A 20889-nucleotide genomic window follows, 5' to 3' on the forward strand; every position below is an offset into this window, starting at 1 on the left:
TACCAACACTACCTCTCTCTCCACAGACACAGATTCATGACAGATTCACTGCAGAACGAAATCGGTTTGAAGCAGTCGCAATTGACGACGCGTCGCGCGTTGCTGGGCGGATCGGTGACGGGGATCGGCGCGATGGCGTTGAACCAGTTGTTGGCGAACGAATCACCAGCGGCGGCTGCGGAGACCGACGTCAGCCCCGGTTTGCCCGGGCTGCCACATTTTGCTCCCAAAGCGAAACGAGTGATCTATCTGTTTCAATCGGGCGGCCCCAGCCATATCGATCTGTTCGACCACAAAGAGTCGTTGGATAAGCTGCACGGGACCGATCTTCCCGATTCGATTCGCGGCGACCAACGGCTGACGGGGATGACGTCGTGGCAGAAGAGTTTTCCGGTCGTCAAGCCGCTGTGGGGCGGCAAGCGCTGCGGCGAACATGGCACCTGGATCGGTAACCCGCTGCCGCATACGCAAACGATCGCCGACGAGATCAGCATCGTTCGTTCGATGTGGACCGAAGCGATCAATCACGATCCGGCGGTGACTTATATCAATACCGGTTCGCAGCAGATCGGGCACGCGTCGATGGGATCGTGGCTCAGCTACGGCTTGGGCAGCGAAAACGAAGACTTTCCGGCGTACATGGTGCTGTTGAGTCAGGGGACCGGCAAGAATCCCGGGCAACCGCTGTTTTCGCGACTGTGGGGGAGCGGTTATCTGCCATCGAGTCATCAGGGCGTAATGCTGCGTCCGGGAGCCAACCCGGTGCTGTATCTGCAAAACCCGGCGGGCGTCAGCCGCGATTCTCGCCGCAACCTATTGGATACGCTGGGCCAATTGAACCAGATGCACTGGGATTCCAGCGGAGATCCCGAGACGTTGGCTCGGATCGAAGCCTACGAGATGGCTTACCGGATGCAAACCTCGGTTCCCGATCTGACCGATGTCTCGGATGAACCCGAGTCGACGTTTGAACTGTATGGCGAAGATTCGCGTCGCCCGGGAACCTTTGCCGCCAATTGTTTGTTGGCTCGCCGAATGGCCGAACGCGGCGTCCGATTTATCCAACTGTTCCATCGCGGTTGGGATCAACACGTTTCGTTGGAACATCAACTGCCACGACAGTGCAAAGACGTCGACCAAGCGTCGGCGGCGCTGGTCAAAGATCTCAAACGCCTGGGCATGCTCAAAGACACGCTGGTCGTTTGGGGAGGCGAATTTGGCCGAACGGTTTACAGCCAAGGCGAGTTAGGAAATCCAAGTTCCGGACGCGATCATCACGGTCGCTGCTTCACGACCTGGATGGCCGGGGGCGGTGTCAAAGCGGGCTTCGACTACGGCACAACCGATGAATTCGCCTACAACATCGTCGAGAATCCGGTCCACATCCGAGACCTCAACGCCACAATCCTGCATCTGTTGGGGATCGATCACAGCCGATTCACCTTCAAGTTCCGAGGGCTCAGCCAGCGACTGACGGGAGTCGAAGAGGCACACGTCGTCGATGGGCTGGTCAGTTAACGCGCCATCGCTCGGCGGGAAACACTTCTCTTCAATTCATCCGATCACAACGATCTGCACATCGCCTTCCTTGCGTTCGACATTCATACCGACATCGCGAGGGTGCCGATGAAACGCCAGGTCGACCACGCCGTCGCCGACGCGAAGGTTTTGGATCCGAACCCAATTAAGGAAGTCGGGTAGGCGAGGGTTTTCGAACCGGATCTGTGGCTTCGTCGGCGAGAACTCCAGCCCAAGGATGCTTTGCAGCAACAGAAAGACCGCGCCGGTTGCCCAGGCTTGCGGTGAACAGGCGACGGGATACAACGTCGGTGCATGGCCAGGCATCCGATCGAATCCGCAGAACAGTTCGGGCAAGCGATGCAGGTCGTTGAACAACGAGGCATCAAAGAGGCCCGCGGTGACGCGAGCGCACGCGTCGCGAAAGCCATAGCGAGCCAACCCCGCGGCGCAGATCGCCGTATCGTGTGGCCAAATCGAACCGTTGTGGTACGACATCGGATTGAAACGGGCTTCGCCGTCGCTGATCGTCCGAATTCCCCAACCATTAAAAGTCCGCGGATCGATCAATGTCGCGGCGACCGATTCGGCATGCGTTTCGTCGACGATGCCGCTGTACAACAGATGCCCCGCGTTGCTGTTCCGCACCTCACACGGCTTCTTGTCGCCGTCCAAAGCGATCGCGTAGGTACCAAGCGAGTTAACCCAGAAGGCATCGTGGAATTTGACCTTCAATTCGGCGGCTTGTTTTCGCAGTTCCGCCGCCCAGCTGTGGTCGTCCATCACCTCGGCCAGCTCCGCCGCCAACAGCTTCGCCTCGTAGACATAACCTTGCACCTCGCTGACCGCGATCGCTCCCCTTGCATCGCGGCCATCGCTGTGAAAGATGGAATCGTTGCTATCCTTCCAACATTGGTGCGTGAGCCCTCGGTCGTTGTGCGATTGGTATTCGACGAAACCGTCCCCATCGAGATCGCCATATTCATCGATCCAGTTGATCGCCCGGCGGATGTTGTGCCAGATGAACTCGATAAATTCGCGGTCGCCGGTGCGGCGAAAGTACTGTCCGGCGAGCACGACAAACAACGGCGTCGCATCGACGGTTCCGTAATAGCGTTTGAACGGGACTTCGCCCAACGTCGCCATCTCACCATCCCGCATCTCGTGGATGATCTTCCCCGGTTCGGCTTCGACATTCGGATCGACCTCCGTCGCCTGCGTCGCCGCGAGAAAACTCAACACGCCGCGCGATAGCTTGGGCCGTACCCACAGCGTCTCTATCGCTGTGATGATTCCGTCGCGGCCAAACGGTGTGGCAAACCAAGGCACTCCCGCATACGGATACCTTCCGTAAATCGTGTCGGAGATCAACATGTCGAGATCGGCGTTGCTGCGATTGAGCCAACCGTTGAACTCCTCGTTTGATGTAAAGATCTCGGTCCGTTCCGACTCGGTCTCGCGGATCCGCGTCGTCCACCCCTCGACGGCTTCGGCGTGATTGCGAGGCGGTGTTTCCGGTTTCTTCACATGCCCCGGCTTCTCGGTTCGGCACTCGGCCATCGCGTGCAGAGTCGTTTCGCCGCCACCATCGAGTCGGACGTGCATGACGCAGCGTCGCCGTTGAATCGACTCGATCTGCCCTTCAAACGCCAGGCTCACCTGCCGTTGCTGTTCGTCCAGCCCGCGGTACGCCAGCTTGACCGTCGAACCATTGATTTCGGGTTCGAGCAAATCGCCACGTTTCGCTCGACGCTCGCCACGGACTTCGAAGATATCGCGAAAATCGGCATCGAATCGATACTCGATACTCAATTCAATCGGACAGCGAGAATAGTTCTTCAGCTGCAGGTGTTCATAGAACCCACCGCTATCGAGCAACATGCTGCGGAATACGTGCAGCGTCCCTTGCGGCAACACGTGTCCGGATTGTGGCAGTTCGGGCGTCGTCATCTGAACGACCAGCGAACTGTTGTCCTCTTTCATCGTGGAGTTCAGCAGCAGCGGCCGTTTTTGATTGATCAACAGTTCCCAATTGGAGAGGAACCGCGTGCCGAGATGGTACAGCCCCTGTTCGGATTCTCCCGCCGTACCGACTTCGCCCAATCGGTCGAAGATCGCAAAGGTGTCCCCTTGCTTGAGGACTTGGATATCTGCGGGCGCCCGATTGGTTTGGGCTTGCACGTCCCAATCGGTAGTCCCCGTTTCGACTTTCGCAGGAGGTGTCGTGCTCATAGTGAACTGGCTTTGCTGTGTTGTTAGAACCTGTGAAGCAAACGCAGCGAGCGACAGTGATTTGAAGAGGAGGAGGGGCACAGGGTTCGTCCGCTTGGTCCCCCTCCTCTCATTCTGTCGCTCCCAATCGTTTATACGCGAACGCAATCGCTACGCAGTTTCCATCGTCAGCGGTTGATCGTTCGACTTGGCGATCGCCCGTCGCGACGGGATTCGGATCGTAGGTTGCGGAGCGATCAACTTTTCATACACCTGCACATAGCCATGCGTCATCGGTTCGACATCGAAGCGATCCTGGAAGTACAGTCGACAGCCACGGCGACTGATCTTGTCGATGTTTTCAGCCGCGGCGACTGCTTCGTCGATGCTTTCGACGATGTAGCCGGTCACTCCCGGCTTCATCACTTCATCGACGCTACCGTTGCGGAATGCAACCACGGGAGTTCCGCAGGCCATCGCCTCAGTCATCACCAACCCAAACGGCTCGGGCCAATCGATGGGGAACAGCAACGCTTTGGCACCACCCAGCAGTTCGTTTTTGCCTTCTTCATCGACCTCGCCGATGTATTCGATCAAGGGATCGCTCAAATGCGGCTGGATTCGCTCGGCAAAATACTGCTCATCGACTCTGTCGATCTTCGCCGCCATCTTCAACTTAACGCCCAATCGCTTAGCGATTTCGATAGCACGCTCCGGCCCTTTTTCGGGGGAGAAGCGTCCCAGGAAGGCGAAGTATTCGACCGGGTCGGGTGTCGGCTGAAACATGTAGTTCTCGCCGGGCGTTCCGTTGTAGACGGTGCCGACCCAGTTTGCGTGCGGGATCGGCCGCCGCTGGGAATCGCTGATCGAAACGACTGGCATGTCGGGGAATTCATCGAAGACGGTTTGGAAATCGGGGAGATCCAACCGCCCGTGCAATGTCGTGACGTGAGGCGTGTTCAAATACCGCATCGCACTGAAGTGGCTGAAGTCGGTGTGAAAGTGAATGATGTCGAACTTGTCAGCCATCCGCAGCACCTCCATCAGTTGGCGTTGGTGCCAAACGACGGGGTCGCGAGTCTCTCGGCTACAACGCAGTGATTCTTTGACGACGGCAACATGATCGGCCTCGGTTCGCGAATCACCGCTCGCGAAAAGTGTCACGTCGTGCCCTTGCCGAACGAGTTCTTCGGTCAAGTAATGGACGACCCTCTCGGTGCCGCCATAAGTCTTCGGTGGCACGGTTTCAATCAGTGGAGCGACCTGCGCAATTCTCATTGGTTGGTTTCCTTAACAACGTCCTTGGAAAGCTCGTTTAACGACCAGCAGTCAAGGGTCGAGCGACCGATAAACGATCACCGCCGCATTCGGCTCGTCGTTAAACAACCGAAAATTAGATCGCCACCGCATATTGCAACGTTCGTACCAAAGCAACGCAACGCCCAAAGATGTTGCCAAGCTGGCACGCGGGTCTAAGAAAACCACACTGCCAAACTTGATCTGCATCCTTGCTGGCGTCGCGAGATCGGCAAGCCGTTCTCGTATGCGGTGTGTAGCCCTATTATATGAAATCCAATCGACGCCGCTGTCAAGAACTCTAACATTCGTCGATTATCGCCGGTGTTTGCCGAAGCCATCTCGCTGCGGAACGTCTATCCGCAAGCTGGTCAACAGCCAGCCACGCCTGCGCATCGGCCATCCTTTTCCCCGACGCAGGAACGCCTTAGCCGTTATTGCAGCCGCTGCGATTTAGTCTGCGTCGAGCCCACTGCCGGGACCGTGATTGCCAATCGCGTCACCCACCTGGCCTAAGAAAAAATAGATCTCCTCCCGGTTCTGTTTCGCTTGGTCGCGCCATTGCTGCTGCGGCAATTCGAAACCACGCTCCCCAATTCGCTTCACCCCAAGCCGTGTGTCCTGTATCACGACGCGGCCGTTGAGATTGCTGTACCACTCCAAATACAACGACTTGCGCAACGTTGTCGGCGGCGTTTCACCGGCGTAGGATCGCCGAACAAATTCCTTGCTACTGCACTCATAATGTCGCAGCACTTGATCGGCGGTGACGTCGCCGATCGTGCCCGATTGATCGGTCGCGATCCCGTCGTAATTCGGCTCGCCAACCCAGTCGGGAATCGGGTCGGTTCGCACGATTTGGAACTTCCACCCGGCGAGATCGGGATGGCAGTTACCCAGTAGTTTCAGTTGCAGCGGCTCCTCGCGGTCGCGCAGCCGAATCCAACCGACAGTCCAATCGAGAGTCCGGTTGTCCAACTCACCTTCGAGAACCCAGTCGGATGGTCGCCATGCCATAATGTCACTCGTTCAAAGAGGTTAATGTGGTCACTCGCCCGCGTTCGTTATTCGCCATGTGGCGTCGGACTGCGCAGCGATTCATCGATTCGGCTTTGCAAATCAGCAGATTGCGAGACGAGTTCGGGATAACGATCCGCAAGCGATTGCAAATTTGATTTGAACGCTCGCCCCGCCGCTTCGCGTCGCCCGTTATCGCTCCGCCGAAACGCAGCAAAGGCCTCGTTGAGTCCCTGGATCTGGTCGCGAGGCGCTTGCGAGAATTCGAGTTCTGAGACGATCTCGGCGACCATAAATGCAAGCTTCAAATGTCCGCTAGGGTCGCCGGGCAGCGGGCCCTCGTCGCGAATCCCCGACCAAGCCGACTCGAACTCCCTGAACTCATGCGACTCTTCCGGCTCCATCTCCCACTCGTTTGAATACTCCCCAAACTCCCGCTGTTGCTCTTCCCACTCGTCGCGCGTATCGCGCATCGAAAATGCAAACTCTTCGTCCAACTCCAAGTGATGCCCGTCGATGCTCTCGAAGCCCACGCCAAACAATCCGTCGGCCATCATCTGACAAATTGGACAATCGCAGTCTCCAACATGCGCATCGGCTTGAACCGTGTCGATCCCTTCGATAGCGATCCCAATTCCTCGCGGTACCCGCCGCCGACTGCATTCGATGATGAAACTTGGGGCGGGACCTTCCTCAAACGAACTGCACAACCAATCGTTTTTTACGCCCCGCAAGAATTCCGTCAGCTCCGCCGCCGCATTTGCGTCGACCGGGCAGGTTCGGTCCCCCGCCTCGCCCAAACACCACAGCCAGGCAGCGTCGATGATTTCGCGACAGTAGTCGAAATAGAGGCACATCTCCTGGCTGCCCATCGGAGCGGTGGCGTAGTCGGTCCAGTCGTCGGGCAGCGCGATCATCGAACCGCCATCTTCAAACCGCAACTGTTGGCTGGACGTCACGCGATCGCTCCACTGCAACGCGCCATGCAACAGCGACCGCGGCATGCGACCGTCCAAGTCCTCGCGTGGTGTCATCAACCAATCGCGGTGAACAGCGACTGTGAATTGATAACGTGCGGGTTCGTTGATGCGAGCATCGCTCTGCCGCCAAGCATCCCCAACAACCACTTCCAACACGCGATCCGCAACATCGCTAAGAAATGGATCGCCGTAAAGCACCTCGCGGTCGACGCGCGGCCTATCGATCGGCGACGTCCGCGGCTGATCCACCGCGTCCAAAGCGAGACCCTCATGCAGTTCCCACCACGGGGGAAGATGAATACTTAGCGGAGCATGTTGTTTGCCCGCTTCGTCGACAGCCATCGCAAAGGCAACATCGCGTGTCACCGCAGCGAACTCACCGCCGATCAAGACCCGCTTGCTCGAAAAATCGATCACCACCCAAGCATCACATGTGCCCAAACTTTCAATCGCTTCGGCTCGATCGGTTTCGCGGAGCGGAAGGGCGGTGGCAAATTCACAAACAGCCGGCGTGCGATAGCGAGGCCACAGACTGAGCGCTTCCTCCCAGCTCGATGGATCATCCGAAATCAACGCGATCAACGTCATCACAGTGTCCGAGTCCAAATCGACCGCCGCCCAAGAACGCGACGGTTCGAGAATAACCACTGTCGCAACTTCTTCTACCTGCGTCATCAGCCACCTCCTTCGTTAAGCAACAAAGCAAAGCCTATCTATAGCACGGCGGCAAACGGCAAACAATCACTTTATCGGAGGGTATGACACTAACACGCTGCTGTAGCGGACCGGGCGGCTTGTGGCTTTCCCAGAGATTGCAATGCAAGTCGAACAATTCAGGGCGTTCACCAGCGCAGCAAACAGATAAATACCGAGCAGGTTCGCATTAGAAAATCACGTTGGTCGCAGGCGTTTCCAGAACTAAGCAAAGCAACCGCTCCCAACCAAGGACCTTATTAACAAGCCTCATCGCATCGCGTCGGTTAGCTGTTGGGGAGATCGATCCAAAACCAGCCGCGCAGATCTCCTTCGTTGAACCCGGTCGCTCGATCGTGTGGGTAAAGCTTGGTTAGTTGTTCTTGGATCGCAGGGGCGATCTGATCTTGAGGCCCGTGACACATCAAGCACTTGCCCTGCAATTTGATCGGGAGCAGCGCGGCGGAGTGTCCGTTGTCCAGCACAACAAACGTCGGCGTGTCGATTTTGTCTCGGACCAAATCTTCTGCCCAGCTGGGCGCTACGTTGTTCGTGTTCCGCAACCGAACGCCCGTGCGGCCGATTCGCAGACCTTGCTCCTGTCCAACTCGCTCCGCAATCTTTGGTGCTTCCTTTTGGCAAACAGCGATCGCCGCTGCAGGCCCCTGACGATTGATCGCCTCCATCAAACGACCCGATAATGTTGTGAACAAAGCCTCTTTGGCCGCCAACATTTTTTCTTTCGCAGCGTCGTTGGGTATCTGACCAGCCACGATCGCTGCCGCCACTTGTTCATCACCGTTCCCTTCCGTTGCAGCGTTGTTGTTGGACGAACATCCGACGGCCAGCATCATCACCATCCCAAACAATCCCGCCGCGATCGGTTTTCTACAACGAAGATTCATGTGTTGGTTTCCTTTCGAGCAAGCACACACGCGATTTCGTGCATCCCCGTCGGATGCTCGACGCGTGTTTTTGAATCGGACCAATGCCACGTCGGCTTGGCAAACAGTTCATGCATCGTATCGAGTTCACATGAATAGGGTGGACCGCCAGCAGTGCCACTCTGCATGAACAACGCAAACAACTGCCCGCCGGATCGCAGCCAGCAGGCAAGCAGTTGTTGGTACGTAGCCCATTGGCTCGGGTGGATCGCGCATAAACTTGTCTGCTCGTAAACGGCATCGAAGCTTCGCGAAGGGCAATACGCAAAGACGTCCTTCTGCACAACATTCGCCTTCAAATCGCGACGTTTCAGTTCATCGCTCAACGATTGTACCGCCGCGTCGGCGAAATCGATCGCGGTCACTTCGAAACCAGCTTCCGCCAATGCGATCACTTCATGACCGCGACCACAACCGGGGACAAGGATTTTTCCAGGTTGCAACTCTCCCGACGCCATCCATCGCCCGAGCATTGGATTGGGCTCGCCCCGATCCCAGCCGGTTTTGCCAGCGTCGTAACGGGCCTGCCAATCGGTGCTCGATAGCCGAGTTTGGTCGCGGCAGCAGACCTTGCATGCCGGCCGCGAGATGCTGTTAGCGTCCATCGACGTTCGGCTCCTGGGCAGATGTTGGCAGGGTGTAAGGGGCGTGAACTTCCGCCATTCCGTTTTTGATAAAGCGGCTGATCAGCTTGGCGTGCTCCTGCACCAACATCACGACGTACGGATCGTCCGATTGGTATTTCACCCTGATCCCTTTTTCGGTGGGCGTGTACGTGAACGTATAGTCGTCGGCGTGTTTGAGCAGTGCGACAAAGACTGGGTGAAAGGTCATCGGCGGCAGCGGCTTGTTCCCCAGCACTCGCTCCTCCATCGCAGCGACGTGGTTTTGAATCATCAACGTCACAGCTTCGTCATCCGATTCAGTAACCGCCTCCGCTCCATCGGGCAGATTGGTGACCGTGCGTTTTATTTTACTGCGTTCATCGAACATGGCGTGCAAGGTTTTCATGTCGCCCTGCATTCCGCCGCCTCCATGTTTGCCGCCGTTGCCATGACCATGCCCGTGCCCCACAGGGCCGGCTTGCTTCGCGTTAGCTGATTCGTTCGCTGACGCAGGATCGAGTTTAGGTGAAGCTTTCGGCGCGGCGCCTGCGAGCGGAATGTAGGCGTAGCCATCGGACTGTAGATTCACAATCGCAGTCAGCGCAGAAACCGCGACGTCGATGAAGTCGACGACTTCGTCGGGCGCCGCTCCCTTGCCATTTAATGCCTGCCCACAGACGTAGAGTTCGACGCCAGCATTATGCAGTCGCCGCAACAGCTTCAGGTTGGGATTGCTGGCCGTTTTGAACTTTGCTGTGTAAGCGTCTTCATTCAACACCGCCAGCGTTGCGCCACCGTGAAAGACGACTGCGATCTTGGCAGCGGCTGGTTTCGCTCCGGCACCGGCGTAGATATTCAAATACCTCGCAAGCTTCTCGACTCCCGCGTTCAATTGCTCGGGATCGCCACCGCTTGTTAGATCGACAACCAGCTTCGTGCCAGCACGCGGCTGCTGAGCAGCGTCGGGCAAGTGAACGACTCCGCCATGATTCGCAATCACAGGATAAACCAGCTGGCGAGACTCGGCTGTTTTTTCTTCAGCTATCAGATGGCGCCGCATCCCTTTGCCATGCCCCAATCCTGCTCCGCGGCCGCCACCAAATCCCAATCCACGTCGTTCGCCTGACTGGTGCTGTGCCGAAGCGGTGGCGATGGCCAGTAGGCCAAGGATTGAGATCGACAAAAATGGGATACTGCGTTTCATCAGATGGTTCCGTGGGGAGAGTTGGGAGGTGTGCGTATCGTTCAAACGGCCGACCAGCGAAGTTCGTTGAACTATTGTTTCCATGGATGGTCTTTCCGTTAGTTTGCCTGGCAAATGTCGTCGACGAGGATCGACGACTTTGATAACAGGACACAACTCAATCGCGAGCTGCGTTCCTCAGCGTTCAGCTGCTCAGCGCGGGCTGCGGTTTTACGCTCGGCAGTCCCTCTGCTTTCCAGGCAGTATAGCCGCCGGTGAGATTGACCACGTTCTGAAAACCAGCAGCTTGCAGAACGCTGACACCGATCGCCGAGCGGGCTCCGCTGCGGCATTGCACGACCAGTTTCTGGTCGCGGGGCAGCCCTGCAAGCGTGACGGGCAGGCGACCGAGGAAGCGATGTTTCGCCGCGGCGATATGGCCTTCGTTCCATTCCTCGTCGGACCGAACATCGATCAGCTTCACATCGCCCGCTTCGATCTTTGCGGCCAGGTCGGCGGGACTGCATGCCGGATACGATTCGCTCGCCAAACCCTGCGACCGGACTTCGTTGGTATCGAACGCGCCGAGGATTTCTTCGACGCCGATCTTATGCAAGACGCGTGCAGCTTCTTCCAACTGTTGTGGTTCGCAGATCAGGCAGGTCGGTTTGTCGTAGTCGACTAACCATCCGGCCCATGCCGCCAGCATCCCCACCGGGATATTGATCGTTCCTGGATAGTGCGCCTTGCCGAATTCGGAAGCTGCAGACAAATCGACAACGTTACCCGCCTGGACCGCGTCGGCGAGTCCCGCGATCGGCAGCATGTTGTGATGATGTCCCGCGCCGAGAACGCGTGGACCTTCTTTGTTCACCCGCTTCATCACCGCAAAGTACTTTGGCGCTTCGGGTTGGTCGGCCAAAATGTAGCGGACGAAAGCCTCTTCGTCGTCGAACTGTAGCGCCGGATTGAACAGCTTTTCATAGCCGACAGTCGACGACGGGATCGCTCCCAATCCCTTGCCACAAGCGCTTCCGGCACCGTGGGCTGGCCAAACCTGCAGATAGTCGGGAAGCGCTTTGAAACGCTCCGCCGACTTATACAGATCGCGTGCTCCCGGTTCCGCGGTTCCCGTCAGTCCCGCCGCTTCTTCTAATAGGTCGGGGCGTCCGATCGATCCGACAAAAACAAAGTCGCCGGTGAAGATGCCCATCGGCTTGTTCGCGCCACCTCCTTCGTCGGTCAACATAAATGAGATGCTCTCGGGCGTGTGCCCCGGCGTATGCAACACATCCAAACGGATGTTCCCCACCATGAAATGGTCGCCATCGTGCAACAGGACACTTTTGTAACCGTCGAGGAACAGATACTTCCAATCGGCGGGGCCTTCGTCGCTAACGTAGAGCGTCGCGTCGACGCGATCGGCCAACTCGCGGGCCCCTGAAACGTAATCGGCGTGGATGTGTGTCTCGGCCACTCCGATCAGCTTCAGCCCCTCTTTCGCTGCCATCGCGAGGTACGGCTCGATGTCGCGGCCTGGATCGACGACAACGGCGACTTTATCGCGTTGGCAACCGACCAGATAAGAAGCGTGTGCAAGTTTTTCGTCGTAGAAATATTTGAGCAACATGATTGGGTTCTCCCTTGCTAGAAACCGAGTTCTTTACAACACCACCGATTTGAAAATCACAAAGACCGCGACCAATACGACCGCGATCGAAAACGTCTTTTGCAGCGTCGGCCCCTTCAGTCGTTTCGCAACGATGCCGCCGATCCACATCCCCACAAATCCGCCCGCCATGAATTGCAACGTCGTTGTCAGCGACAGTTCGTTTCCACCGACAATGTGCGACGCGACTCCGCTGATGCTGACCAACACGATCACAAACAACGAAGTCCCAACGGCTTGATGGATCGCCATCCCGCTGAAGATCACCAGTGCCGGGACGATCACAAATCCGCCGCCGACGCCAAACATCCCCGACAGCACACCGGTCATCAGACCGACTGCGACCAATAGGCGTGCGCAGCGCGACGTCAAACGCAGCTTCCCGTCGGCATCGCGCTGGCATGCGCTGCGATCGGGTCCCGGCTCGTCTTCCGTCGTGCAAACGCCGCTCGGAAGCGTGGGATTGCAAGCCTTCGACCACATCCGTTGAGCGACGACAAACATCAGCAAAGCGAACATCACAAGTAACACGTTGGCGGGAACCAGCGTCGATAGATAGGATCCGATTGGAGCCCCCAGCATCCCGGCGACAGCAAACAGCAGCCCCGTTCGCAGTTCGACTTCTCCGCGAACCAATCGCGGAATGGCACCAAACAAAGCGGTTCCGCCCACGGCGGCCAGCGAAATGCCAACCGCTTCGCGAGGACTGAAGGAGAGGCCGTAGACCAGCAGCGGCACGGCGAAGACACCACCGCCTCCACCGGTCAGTCCCAAAGCGAATCCAACGACGACGCCAAACAAAACCGCTAGGCCCAACATGATCGCGCTCCTTGTCGTGACGCGTCGCTCGCCCAAATCAACACCGAAGCCAGGAAACAACTGGCACCGCGACAGACCCGATCGACGCAAGTCGCGTGGCTGCAGTGAGCTCCCACCAAGCGAGAACCGTTATGGAACTGCTGTCGCTTTCGTCGGCGTTCACGAGGATCACATAGTTTGCTCATGGCGAGACTCTTTGCGTTGAAAAGGAAACACGATTACCGCTGCTTAAACGCGGCAACGCGTAAGGTCACGATTCGGCGATATATCGAGTGTTAAGTTCAGGACTCCGGATACTTCGTGGGAAAAAACGCGAATCAAACGCTGCGGTTCGCGTTAGCAACTCGCGTTGCGGGTCGAGCCTCGTCTGGTCGCATCGCCTCTTTTGAGATCGTTTGCGTAGCCATCAGAGCTCTTTAGCAGATATACTCATCATATCGCTACGTCACGACATGTCAATGCAGTTATTGTTCTGATTTCCTGCTATCTTTTCGCCACCCTACCGTCTGCGAAGAGGGCATGGAGATAGCCAACGTCGCGATGGCAAACTGGGTTCAATGCGTTGCCACCGGATATGTCAGCCTCCGATGGAACGCCGTCCTCCGAGAGGTGTTAGCGGTTTGCGAACTGGACAATTTGTTGCACGTTCATCGCTCCCGATTGCCGCGCTACGGGAACGCCTGCTTTGAACAAGATCATCGTGGGGATTCCGGTAATATCGAACTGGCCTGCGGTCGACGGCGCCTGTTCGGTGTTCAGCTTGGCAAGCAGGACTTTCGGGGAAAGCTGCGCGGCGGCTTCCGCGAAGGCCGGCGCCATCATCCGGCAGGGACCACACCAAGGGGCCCAGAAGTCGACGAGGACTGGCAGCTCGGTTTTGGCGATGAACTTCGCGAACGAGCTTTCGGTCAGATCGATCGGATGCGATGGCAGCAGCGGCTGTTTGCACCGACCACAGCTGGGACCGTCGGACAACTTTGAATCGGGCACTCGGTTCACCGACGCACATGCGGAACATACAAAATTCACAGTATCAATTCCTGTTGAACCAATCGAGTTGAAGGAATGATCCGGCATTCCGATATTATGTTGCTGCAAACCGGCCGTTAGTGTTAGGTCGCGGATACCTATTGAACCGGACGCGATCGCCTGCCGGCTGGTACCTCCCATTAAAACACGGATTCAGCCTGGCAGACGCGAGTTAGGCTTCTAATTCCTAGCGTTCGTTCTGCTAAACTGTCGCTCCCCAGACAAAGACATCGAAGCCCTACCCGACGGAAAGCACTTAAGACATGGATATTACCGACGTCCCTCAATTGGTTCGCAATGCGGACCGGTTCCGCGAAGTCGTTGCGGTTTTGGCCAAACATGGACTGGCCGATTGGCTCTCCAGCGTTCCGCTCCCTTGGCTCGATCGATTGCGTCGCAACGCTCCGGTCGAAAACGATGCGGACCTGACGACCGAAGAGCGAATCCGCTTGGCGTTGACCGAGCTGGGGACCACTTATATCAAGCTTGGGCAAGTGCTGAGTACCCGGCCCGATCTGGTCGGCCAGACGCTTGCCGATGAGCTGGCGCAGCTGCGTGAGAACACACCGGCTGACGATCCGGCGGCGGTGATCGAGGCGATTCAATCGGAACTCGGCGGCAGCGTCGAGGAACTGTTTGCCGAATTTGAAACGACCGCGCTAGCATCGGCTTCGATCGGCCAGGTTCATTGCGCGATAACGCATGCCGGCGAACCGGTCGTCGTGAAGGTACAGCATCCGGGGATCGAACGCCGGATCGTCAACGACCTAGAGATCATGCTCAAACTTGCCGAACTGGGCGAGCAACAATCGGTGCGACTGCGTCAATATCGCCCTGTCCAAACGACGCGTGAGTTCCAGAAGACGCTTCTGCAGGAACTCGACTTCGGTCGCGAGATGCGGAACATGGAAACGTTTCGCAGAAATTTTGCAGACAATGCGGAGGTGCGGTTTGCAAAACCGTATCCCGAACTGAGTTCGCGGCGGGTGCTGACCATGGAACGCTTCGACGGGATCAGCGTCTCCGACAAGAAGCTGCTAGAACAATCGGGGCTCGACCTTCCGAAGATCGCTCGCCAAGGGGCGAACCTGTTTGTCGAGATGATCTTTCGCGACGGGTTCTACCACGCTGATCCCCACCCCGGCAACATGATCATCCTGGCGGCATCCGAGCAAAACGCCGACGGTGCATTGGCGGTCCTCGATTGCGGTATGGTCGGAAGAATCGACGAGACCTTGCGGGACCAACTGGAAACCGCACTGATCGCCGCCGTCGGTCAGGACTCTGCCAAGATGACGAAAGTCGTCGCCCGGATCGGTGAAGTCCCGCGAGATTTCGACGAAGCGGCGCTGCATGGTGCGATCCAGGAATTGATCGACAACTACGCCCATCAATCGCTCAACGAATTCGACCTCAGCGGCTGCCTGCACGAAATCGTCGAGATCATTCGAGAGCATCGAATCTACTTGCCCGCCAAGGTTGCGATGCTGTTGAAGGTACTGATAATGCTCGAAGGAACGTCGCAACAGCTGAGCCCCGATTTCAGCCTCGCCGAGATCATCAAGCCCTACGGCCGGCAGGCGATGCTAAACCGCTTCTCCGCCAAGAACCTTTATGGGCGACTGAAGTCCAACGCCGAGGACTGGCAAAACCTTGTCGAAATGCTTCCTCGAGATGCTGCGGAAATACTCGACAACTTCAAGCGTGGCAAGTTCGACGTCCATCTGCAACATCGCCGCTTGGAACCGATCGTCAACCGGCTGGTGATGGGGCTCCTGACCGCCGCGTTGTTTGTCGGATCTGCGTCGATGTGCAGCAGCGAGGTTCCGCCCACGATTCGTGGCTTTTCGATCCCAGGATTTTTCGGCTGTGCGATCGCGATTGCGATGGGGACCGGGATCTGGCGCGACGTCCGTCGATCGTCACGTTATTCAAGCGACGAATAACATCCCAGCGGACACCGCCAAGCAACTGGGCCGATTGCGGAGACGCTTCGGCCTGGCCGTCCTGCTGGCTCGATTGCACACCGACCTGATGGAACTGCGATTATTGCGCGGAAGCCGCAGCGCCGATCAGCATGACAACTATCCCGAACACGCCGAACAAAAATGGCCTCCAGGCGATATCGAATCGCTTGAACAGAAAAACGGTCGGCATGAAGGGGACGAAGAAGACCAGCAGCGCGTTGGGAAGCGCCATCTCGGCCAGGATCTGCATGGAAAACCAGAACCGACCCGCAAAGATCATCAGCCACCCCAGCGGCATCAGCGCAGGTGGTGAAAGGAAACCAACGATGAAGACGCCAACAAGCGTGATCCCAAAAACCAGCAGAGGATGACTGGTTTGTTTTTCTGGCGTGTCGGTCTCCGCTTCGATGTGAGGAGACTGACGCAGGACGCTCAGCGGAGGAACAGCGACCTCGTTGCCACAAGTGCACGGCCTTCGAGAACCCGCGTCACTTGAACGCACAATCAGCAAGTTTCCGCATTCGCACTTAACGGAATAGTTCATGAATATCTTCGGGCGCAACGGAGAATCGCCGCACCGATCGGATCGCGGCGTTGGAACTGCTATTTCAAAACGATGACGACGGCAACGACTTTGCTTCGTGTCGATAGACGCAGCCTACCGCCCCAAGATATCGCATGCAGGCGGATACCTTACGCCGCTAGAACGGCGGTCACTCTGGTGGAATGCTACCAGCACTTTGGGGGCGTGACAATCAGCCGGATGATTGAGCGCTCACAAACCTGTCGCATCGTCGTTCCGATGCGACAGGTTGATTCGTAACGCGGTGACAAATGGATGCCACCGCGTTGCACGGTCGGGCTAAGTCTGTGGGTGACGTTTCGCCCAGCTCCATTTGTGCAGCTCCATGATCGGCAGGATGGTCAACGCCAGCAACAGCAACACACCCCACTGATGAAGCGGCAGCGGTTCGGCGCCGAGCAGCGATTGCCCCAAGCTGGTGTGCATGGCGATGAAGTGGATGCCGAATGCAGCGAGCGTTCCGCCCAGCAGGATCGGGCTTCGCAGTGGCGATAGCGAGAACGCCGACTTGGTTTCCGAGCGGCAGTTGCCGATGTGAACATTCTCGAACAGAACCAACAGCAGCAACAACGCATTGCGAGCCGAAGCCGCTTGCGCCTCGGTGGCGTCTTCGGGCAGGAACCATCGGAACGTCAAGAACCCGATCCCGCCGATGACTAGCGCCGCGACGACCGTTCGTTCGATCATCAATTGATCGAAGATGCGTTCCGACGGCGAGCGAGGCTTGCGTTTCAGCACGCCCCCTTCGTTCGGCTCAAACGCCAACGCAACGTCTTGAATCCCATTGGTGACTAGATTCAGCCACAGGATCTGCACGGGCAGCAGCGGCAGGTAGGGAGTGCCGGTGGCGATGGCCAACGTCATCAGCACCAACTCGGCCGCACCGGTGGAGATCAACAGGTAGATCACTTTGCGAATATTGTCGTAGGCGACGCGGCCCTGTTCGACACCGCTGACGATCGTGGCAAAGTTGTCGTCGCTGATGACAAGTTCGCCCGCTTCCCGAGCCACATCGGTGCCGCTCTTCCCCATCGCGACACCGATATTGGAAGCGCGAAGCGCCGGCGCGTCGTTGACGCCGTCGCCAGTCACGGCGACGAAGTGCCCAGCACTGCGAGCCGCTTCGACAATGTCCAGCTTCTGCCGTGGGGCGACGCGAGCAAAGACGCGCACGCGGCGAACCGCCTCAGCAATCTCCTCCTGCGATTTCCCCAACAGTTCGTCACCGGTCATAACCTGCGACTCGTCTTCGGCAAGCCCCAGTTGCCGCGCGATCGCCAGCGCGGTGACGCGATGGTCGCCGGTGATCATCGAAACCGAGACGCCTGCGTCAGCGCAATCCTTCACCGCTTCCTTCACCCCCGGACGCAGTGGATCGATCATGCCGACGAAGCCAAGAAAACGCAGATTGGTCGGCTTTGCCGGAATCGATTCCGGCGTGATCGGTTCCTCGACGTGACCGTCGGCCAACGCAAGCACTCGGTACCCCTGTTCGGCCATGTGCGTCGCGGTTTGCTCCAACTGCTGACGGTCAAAATTCGCGTGGCTCGCTTCGCTGCACATCTCCAGCACGCGTTCGGGTCCACCTTTGACGAAGACCGACACGCCGTCGTCGACGCGATTGTAGACCGCCGCGAATTGATGTTCCGACTCAAATGGAATCTGGTTCACCTGCGGGTGCGCATCGAGCGTACGCTCTCGGTCGCACCCCACTTTGTGCCCCAGCGAGAGAAATGCGACATCGACAGCATCGCCCCGCCAGTTCCACGTTCCATCGTGCGGATGCAGATCCGCTTCGTTGCAAAGGACTCCCGCGCGGGCTAGCTCGACAAGCGTCGTGCCGCTCTCTTGGCTCGCCGGCTTGCCGTCCTGCAAGACTTCGCCCGAAGGAATAAAGCCTTCGCCAGTCACCTGAAAGACCGCTCCGTCGGGAGCGTGGATTTCGCGAATCGTCATCTCATTACAAGTCAACGTTCCGGTCTTGTCGGTCGCAATCAGAGTGCAGCTGCCCAGTCCTTCAACGGCTGTCAAACGCCGCACGATCAAACCGTGTTTGGCCATCCGCGTCGTGGCAACCGCCAGAGCGACCGTCATCGCGACGGGCAAGCCTTCGGGAATCGCCGCCACCGCCAACGCCACGGCGAACGTAAACATCTCGCCCACCGAATAGCCGCCCAGCACAACGCCCATCGTTCCGATCGCGGCGGAGGCGACCAACATGATGATCGCAATGGCACGCGTGAACCGCTCCATCCGCTCGACCAGCGGCGGGCTGCCACCGGTGTCGCTCAGCACGTCGAGCGCCAGTTGCCCAACGCTGGTCGCACTGCCGGTGGCGACGACTAATCCCTTGCCGCGACCTCGCGTCACGATCGATCCGGCGTAGGTCATGTTCAAGCGATCGGCGATCGGCGTCGCTTCGGGACCCTCCCAATTTGCATCCTTCGTCACCGGCAACGATTCGCCAGTCAACAACGATTCATCCGCTTCCAGGCCATGAGCTGAAATCAAACGGATATCGGCGGGAATCCGGTTTCCCGATTCGAGCCAAACGACGTCGCCGGGGACGACACCTTCGGCATCGATCTCGGTCACTTCGCCATCGCGCTGCACCGTGGCGTGAATCTGCAACAGCTTTTTCAAGGCGTGGCTGCTCTGTTCCGCCTTCCATTCCTGGTAGGAGCCGATGATCGCATTGAGCACCAGCACGCCCATGATGAACGCGGCATCTTTGATGTCTCCCATCGCGACCGAAACGATCGCCGCGAGCGCGAGGATGTAGATCAGCGGACTGCGGAACTGACGCAGCACGATCGCCCACAGCGGAGTCGGTGGCTTCTGTGGCAGATGGTTAGGGCCGTATCTTTCCAGTCGCTGTTCCGCTTCGGCTCGGCTGAGCCCACGTTGCGTCGCATCCAATAATTGCGACGCAGAGTCCGCATCGAGGCTGTGCCATGCAGCCATCGTTTGATCGTTGTTCATCTTGCTTTTAGCCTACGTTTGTCGTCCGTGATCTCTGCTGCCAATATTTGCAAATCGATACGCCTGCAAGAATGCCAGGCGTGCCCAGGGCGGCTTGTCTCTTGCCTATGAAATGAAAGTCCGGTGGAGCGAGCGCTAATCGCGCCACGTATCAGCTGCCGGTTTGGGTATCGTCATCCGCCGCCGATTCGGGCGAAATGAAGGCATCGGGTTTGATCGTCAACAACGAACACTTCGCCAACTCGAGAACACGTTCCGCCGTGTTGCCGATCAGCGCACCGGCGATTCCCGATCTCGCCATCGTTCCCAAGACGATCATCTCCACGTTCTCTTCATCTGCGAACTTGGCGACGGAGTCTCCCGCTTCGATTTTGCCTTCGATCAAATGGACGCGGCGATCCCGATGGCTCAAGCCGAATGGTTCGAGCACCTCATCGACCTCTTTCGCGATATCCGCCTCGGAGCTTTTGCGGAAGTTGGCGAGATCGTTCGCAGAGAAGGTCGACTTCAACAGCGTCGGAGTAAACAGCACCCACGCGTGCACGACGTGCATTTCCTTCTGCTGCAATTCGGCGAGCGACTTCGTGAGGTCCAAGACTTCGCGCGTCATCTTGTAGTGCGCCGAATTGTTCCGCGCGGGGTCGATGGCGGCGACGATCCGCCCCGATGACGCTGCGTAGTTCGGGTGAATAAGCGCCAACGCACAAGGACTGTTCCGCATCAGACGGCTGCCGGTGGTGCCGTAGAAGGCGGAACTGCGGCTGTTTGTCCCTCGCGTCACACGAACCAGCAAATCATGATCGGCATGGAAGACTTCGTCGCAGAGCGCTCGCGATGTCTTGCCTCGCAGAACTTTTGTCGTGACGTCCAGTCCCTGTTTGCGAATCGGTTCGGCAAGCTCTTCGAGCTTCTGCTGCTTGTCGTCGAGCATCAGTTGCTGATGAGCTTCTGAATGCGGGACGACGTTCCGTGCGATCCAGGAAAGATCGGGCAGCACATCGACAAGCGTCAACCGCGCCTTGCTGGGCACGGCGACCGAGAGCGCCCAGTCCAATGCGGGATGTGTGGTGCTGCGCGTGTCGAGAGCAACGAGAATGTTCCGAAATCGTTTCATGAATGGAGTGCCTGCAGTGCGAGCGTCAAAATCAAAGTTGCGTCCAACGTGTCGTCATCGTACGTAACGCAATCGTCGTGCCAAGCCATATTTTTGCGGACGCAAAGCGATTGGAGGAACACGGGTACCGCCCAACCAGCGGGTTGTGCGTCCTTGTCACAACCTGCGCGCCTCACTTCGGATCTCGGGCGCGGTATTTCTGCGCGACATTAGGCGACTGAGGACCGTCGCCGAGCACGATCGCGCGGGCGATGAACGCACCCACTTGTCCCCTTCAGG

Annotated in this window: 15 protein-coding genes; 2 read left to right on the plus strand and 13 right to left on the minus strand. The window is 57.8% G+C overall.

Annotated features, from left to right (window positions below; translation table 11 throughout):
- The first annotated feature begins 36 nt into the window (after positions 1 to 36).
- Positions 37 to 1518 (plus strand): DUF1501 domain-containing protein, encoded by a 1482-nt coding sequence (locus CA51_RS14250; protein WP_145121668.1) that lies wholly within the window; start codon positions 37 to 39, stop codon positions 1516 to 1518.
- Positions 1519 to 1554: 36 nt separating this feature from the next.
- Here CA51_RS14250 and CA51_RS14255 read toward each other — a convergent pair whose 3' ends face one another.
- The 10 genes from CA51_RS14255 to trxC form a co-directional block, all read right to left on the minus strand.
- Entirely contained in the window at positions 1555 to 3750 is a 2196-nt protein-coding gene (locus CA51_RS14255) for an amylo-alpha-1,6-glucosidase (RefSeq protein WP_145121670.1), read from the minus strand.
- 150 nt (positions 3751 to 3900) lie between these two features.
- A complete protein-coding gene (locus CA51_RS14260) occupies positions 3901 to 5007 on the minus strand; it encodes a glycosyltransferase family 4 protein (RefSeq protein ID WP_145121673.1) in 1107 nt (368 codons plus the stop codon).
- 471 nt (positions 5008 to 5478) lie between these two features.
- Positions 5479 to 6042, minus strand: coding sequence for a hypothetical protein (locus CA51_RS14265; RefSeq protein WP_145121675.1), 564 nt, complete (start codon positions 6040 to 6042; stop codon positions 5479 to 5481).
- A gap of 47 nt (positions 6043 to 6089) precedes the next feature.
- Positions 6090 to 7697 carry a hypothetical protein gene (locus CA51_RS14270; RefSeq protein WP_145121677.1) on the minus strand — a complete coding sequence of 536 codons (1608 nt, stop codon included), beginning with the start codon at positions 7695 to 7697 and terminating at the stop codon, positions 6090 to 6092.
- A gap of 305 nt (positions 7698 to 8002) precedes the next feature.
- The gene (locus CA51_RS14275; protein WP_145121679.1) at positions 8003 to 8620 is read right to left on the minus strand and encodes a c-type heme family protein; all 618 of its coding nucleotides are present in this window, start codon (positions 8618 to 8620) and stop codon (positions 8003 to 8005) included.
- Complete coding sequence (locus CA51_RS14280) at positions 8617 to 9264, minus strand: methyltransferase domain-containing protein (protein WP_145121680.1); 648 nt, start codon at positions 9262 to 9264, stop codon at positions 8617 to 8619. The genes CA51_RS14275 and CA51_RS14280 overlap by 4 nt, the downstream gene beginning before the upstream one ends.
- Positions 9254 to 10468 (minus strand): DsrE family protein, encoded by a 1215-nt coding sequence (locus CA51_RS14285; RefSeq protein WP_231745694.1) that lies wholly within the window; start codon positions 10466 to 10468, stop codon positions 9254 to 9256. The genes CA51_RS14280 and CA51_RS14285 overlap by 11 nt, the downstream gene beginning before the upstream one ends.
- A gap of 184 nt (positions 10469 to 10652) precedes the next feature.
- The gene (locus CA51_RS14290; RefSeq protein ID WP_145121684.1) at positions 10653 to 12077 is read right to left on the minus strand and encodes an MBL fold metallo-hydrolase; all 1425 of its coding nucleotides are present in this window, start codon (positions 12075 to 12077) and stop codon (positions 10653 to 10655) included.
- Between the two features lie 33 nt (positions 12078 to 12110).
- Complete coding sequence (locus CA51_RS14295; RefSeq protein ID WP_145121686.1) at positions 12111 to 12935, minus strand: sulfite exporter TauE/SafE family protein; 825 nt, start codon at positions 12933 to 12935, stop codon at positions 12111 to 12113.
- A gap of 612 nt (positions 12936 to 13547) precedes the next feature.
- A complete protein-coding gene (gene trxC / locus CA51_RS14300) occupies positions 13548 to 13964 on the minus strand; it encodes a thioredoxin TrxC (protein WP_231745695.1) in 417 nt (138 codons plus the stop codon).
- A gap of 263 nt (positions 13965 to 14227) precedes the next feature.
- On the opposite strand from trxC, the gene CA51_RS14305 reads away from it, so the two are divergent.
- Positions 14228 to 15910, plus strand: coding sequence for an ABC1 kinase family protein (locus tag CA51_RS14305; RefSeq protein ID WP_145121690.1), 1683 nt, complete (start codon positions 14228 to 14230; stop codon positions 15908 to 15910).
- A gap of 100 nt (positions 15911 to 16010) precedes the next feature.
- Here CA51_RS14305 and CA51_RS14310 read toward each other — a convergent pair whose 3' ends face one another.
- The 3 genes from CA51_RS14310 to CA51_RS14320 form a co-directional block, all read right to left on the minus strand.
- Positions 16011 to 16475, minus strand: coding sequence for a hypothetical protein (locus CA51_RS14310; RefSeq protein WP_145121693.1), 465 nt, complete (start codon positions 16473 to 16475; stop codon positions 16011 to 16013).
- 318 nt (positions 16476 to 16793) lie between these two features.
- Positions 16794 to 19496 (minus strand): cation-translocating P-type ATPase, encoded by a 2703-nt coding sequence (locus CA51_RS14315; protein ID WP_145121695.1) that lies wholly within the window; start codon positions 19494 to 19496, stop codon positions 16794 to 16796.
- Positions 19497 to 19647: 151 nt separating this feature from the next.
- Entirely contained in the window at positions 19648 to 20610 is a 963-nt protein-coding gene (locus CA51_RS14320) for a universal stress protein (RefSeq protein ID WP_145121697.1), read from the minus strand.
- Positions 20611 to 20889: the final 279 nt, after the last annotated feature.

The sequence above is a fragment of the Rosistilla oblonga genome, from assembly GCF_007751715.1.
GTDB lineage: Bacteria > Planctomycetota > Planctomycetia > Pirellulales > Pirellulaceae > Rosistilla > Rosistilla oblonga.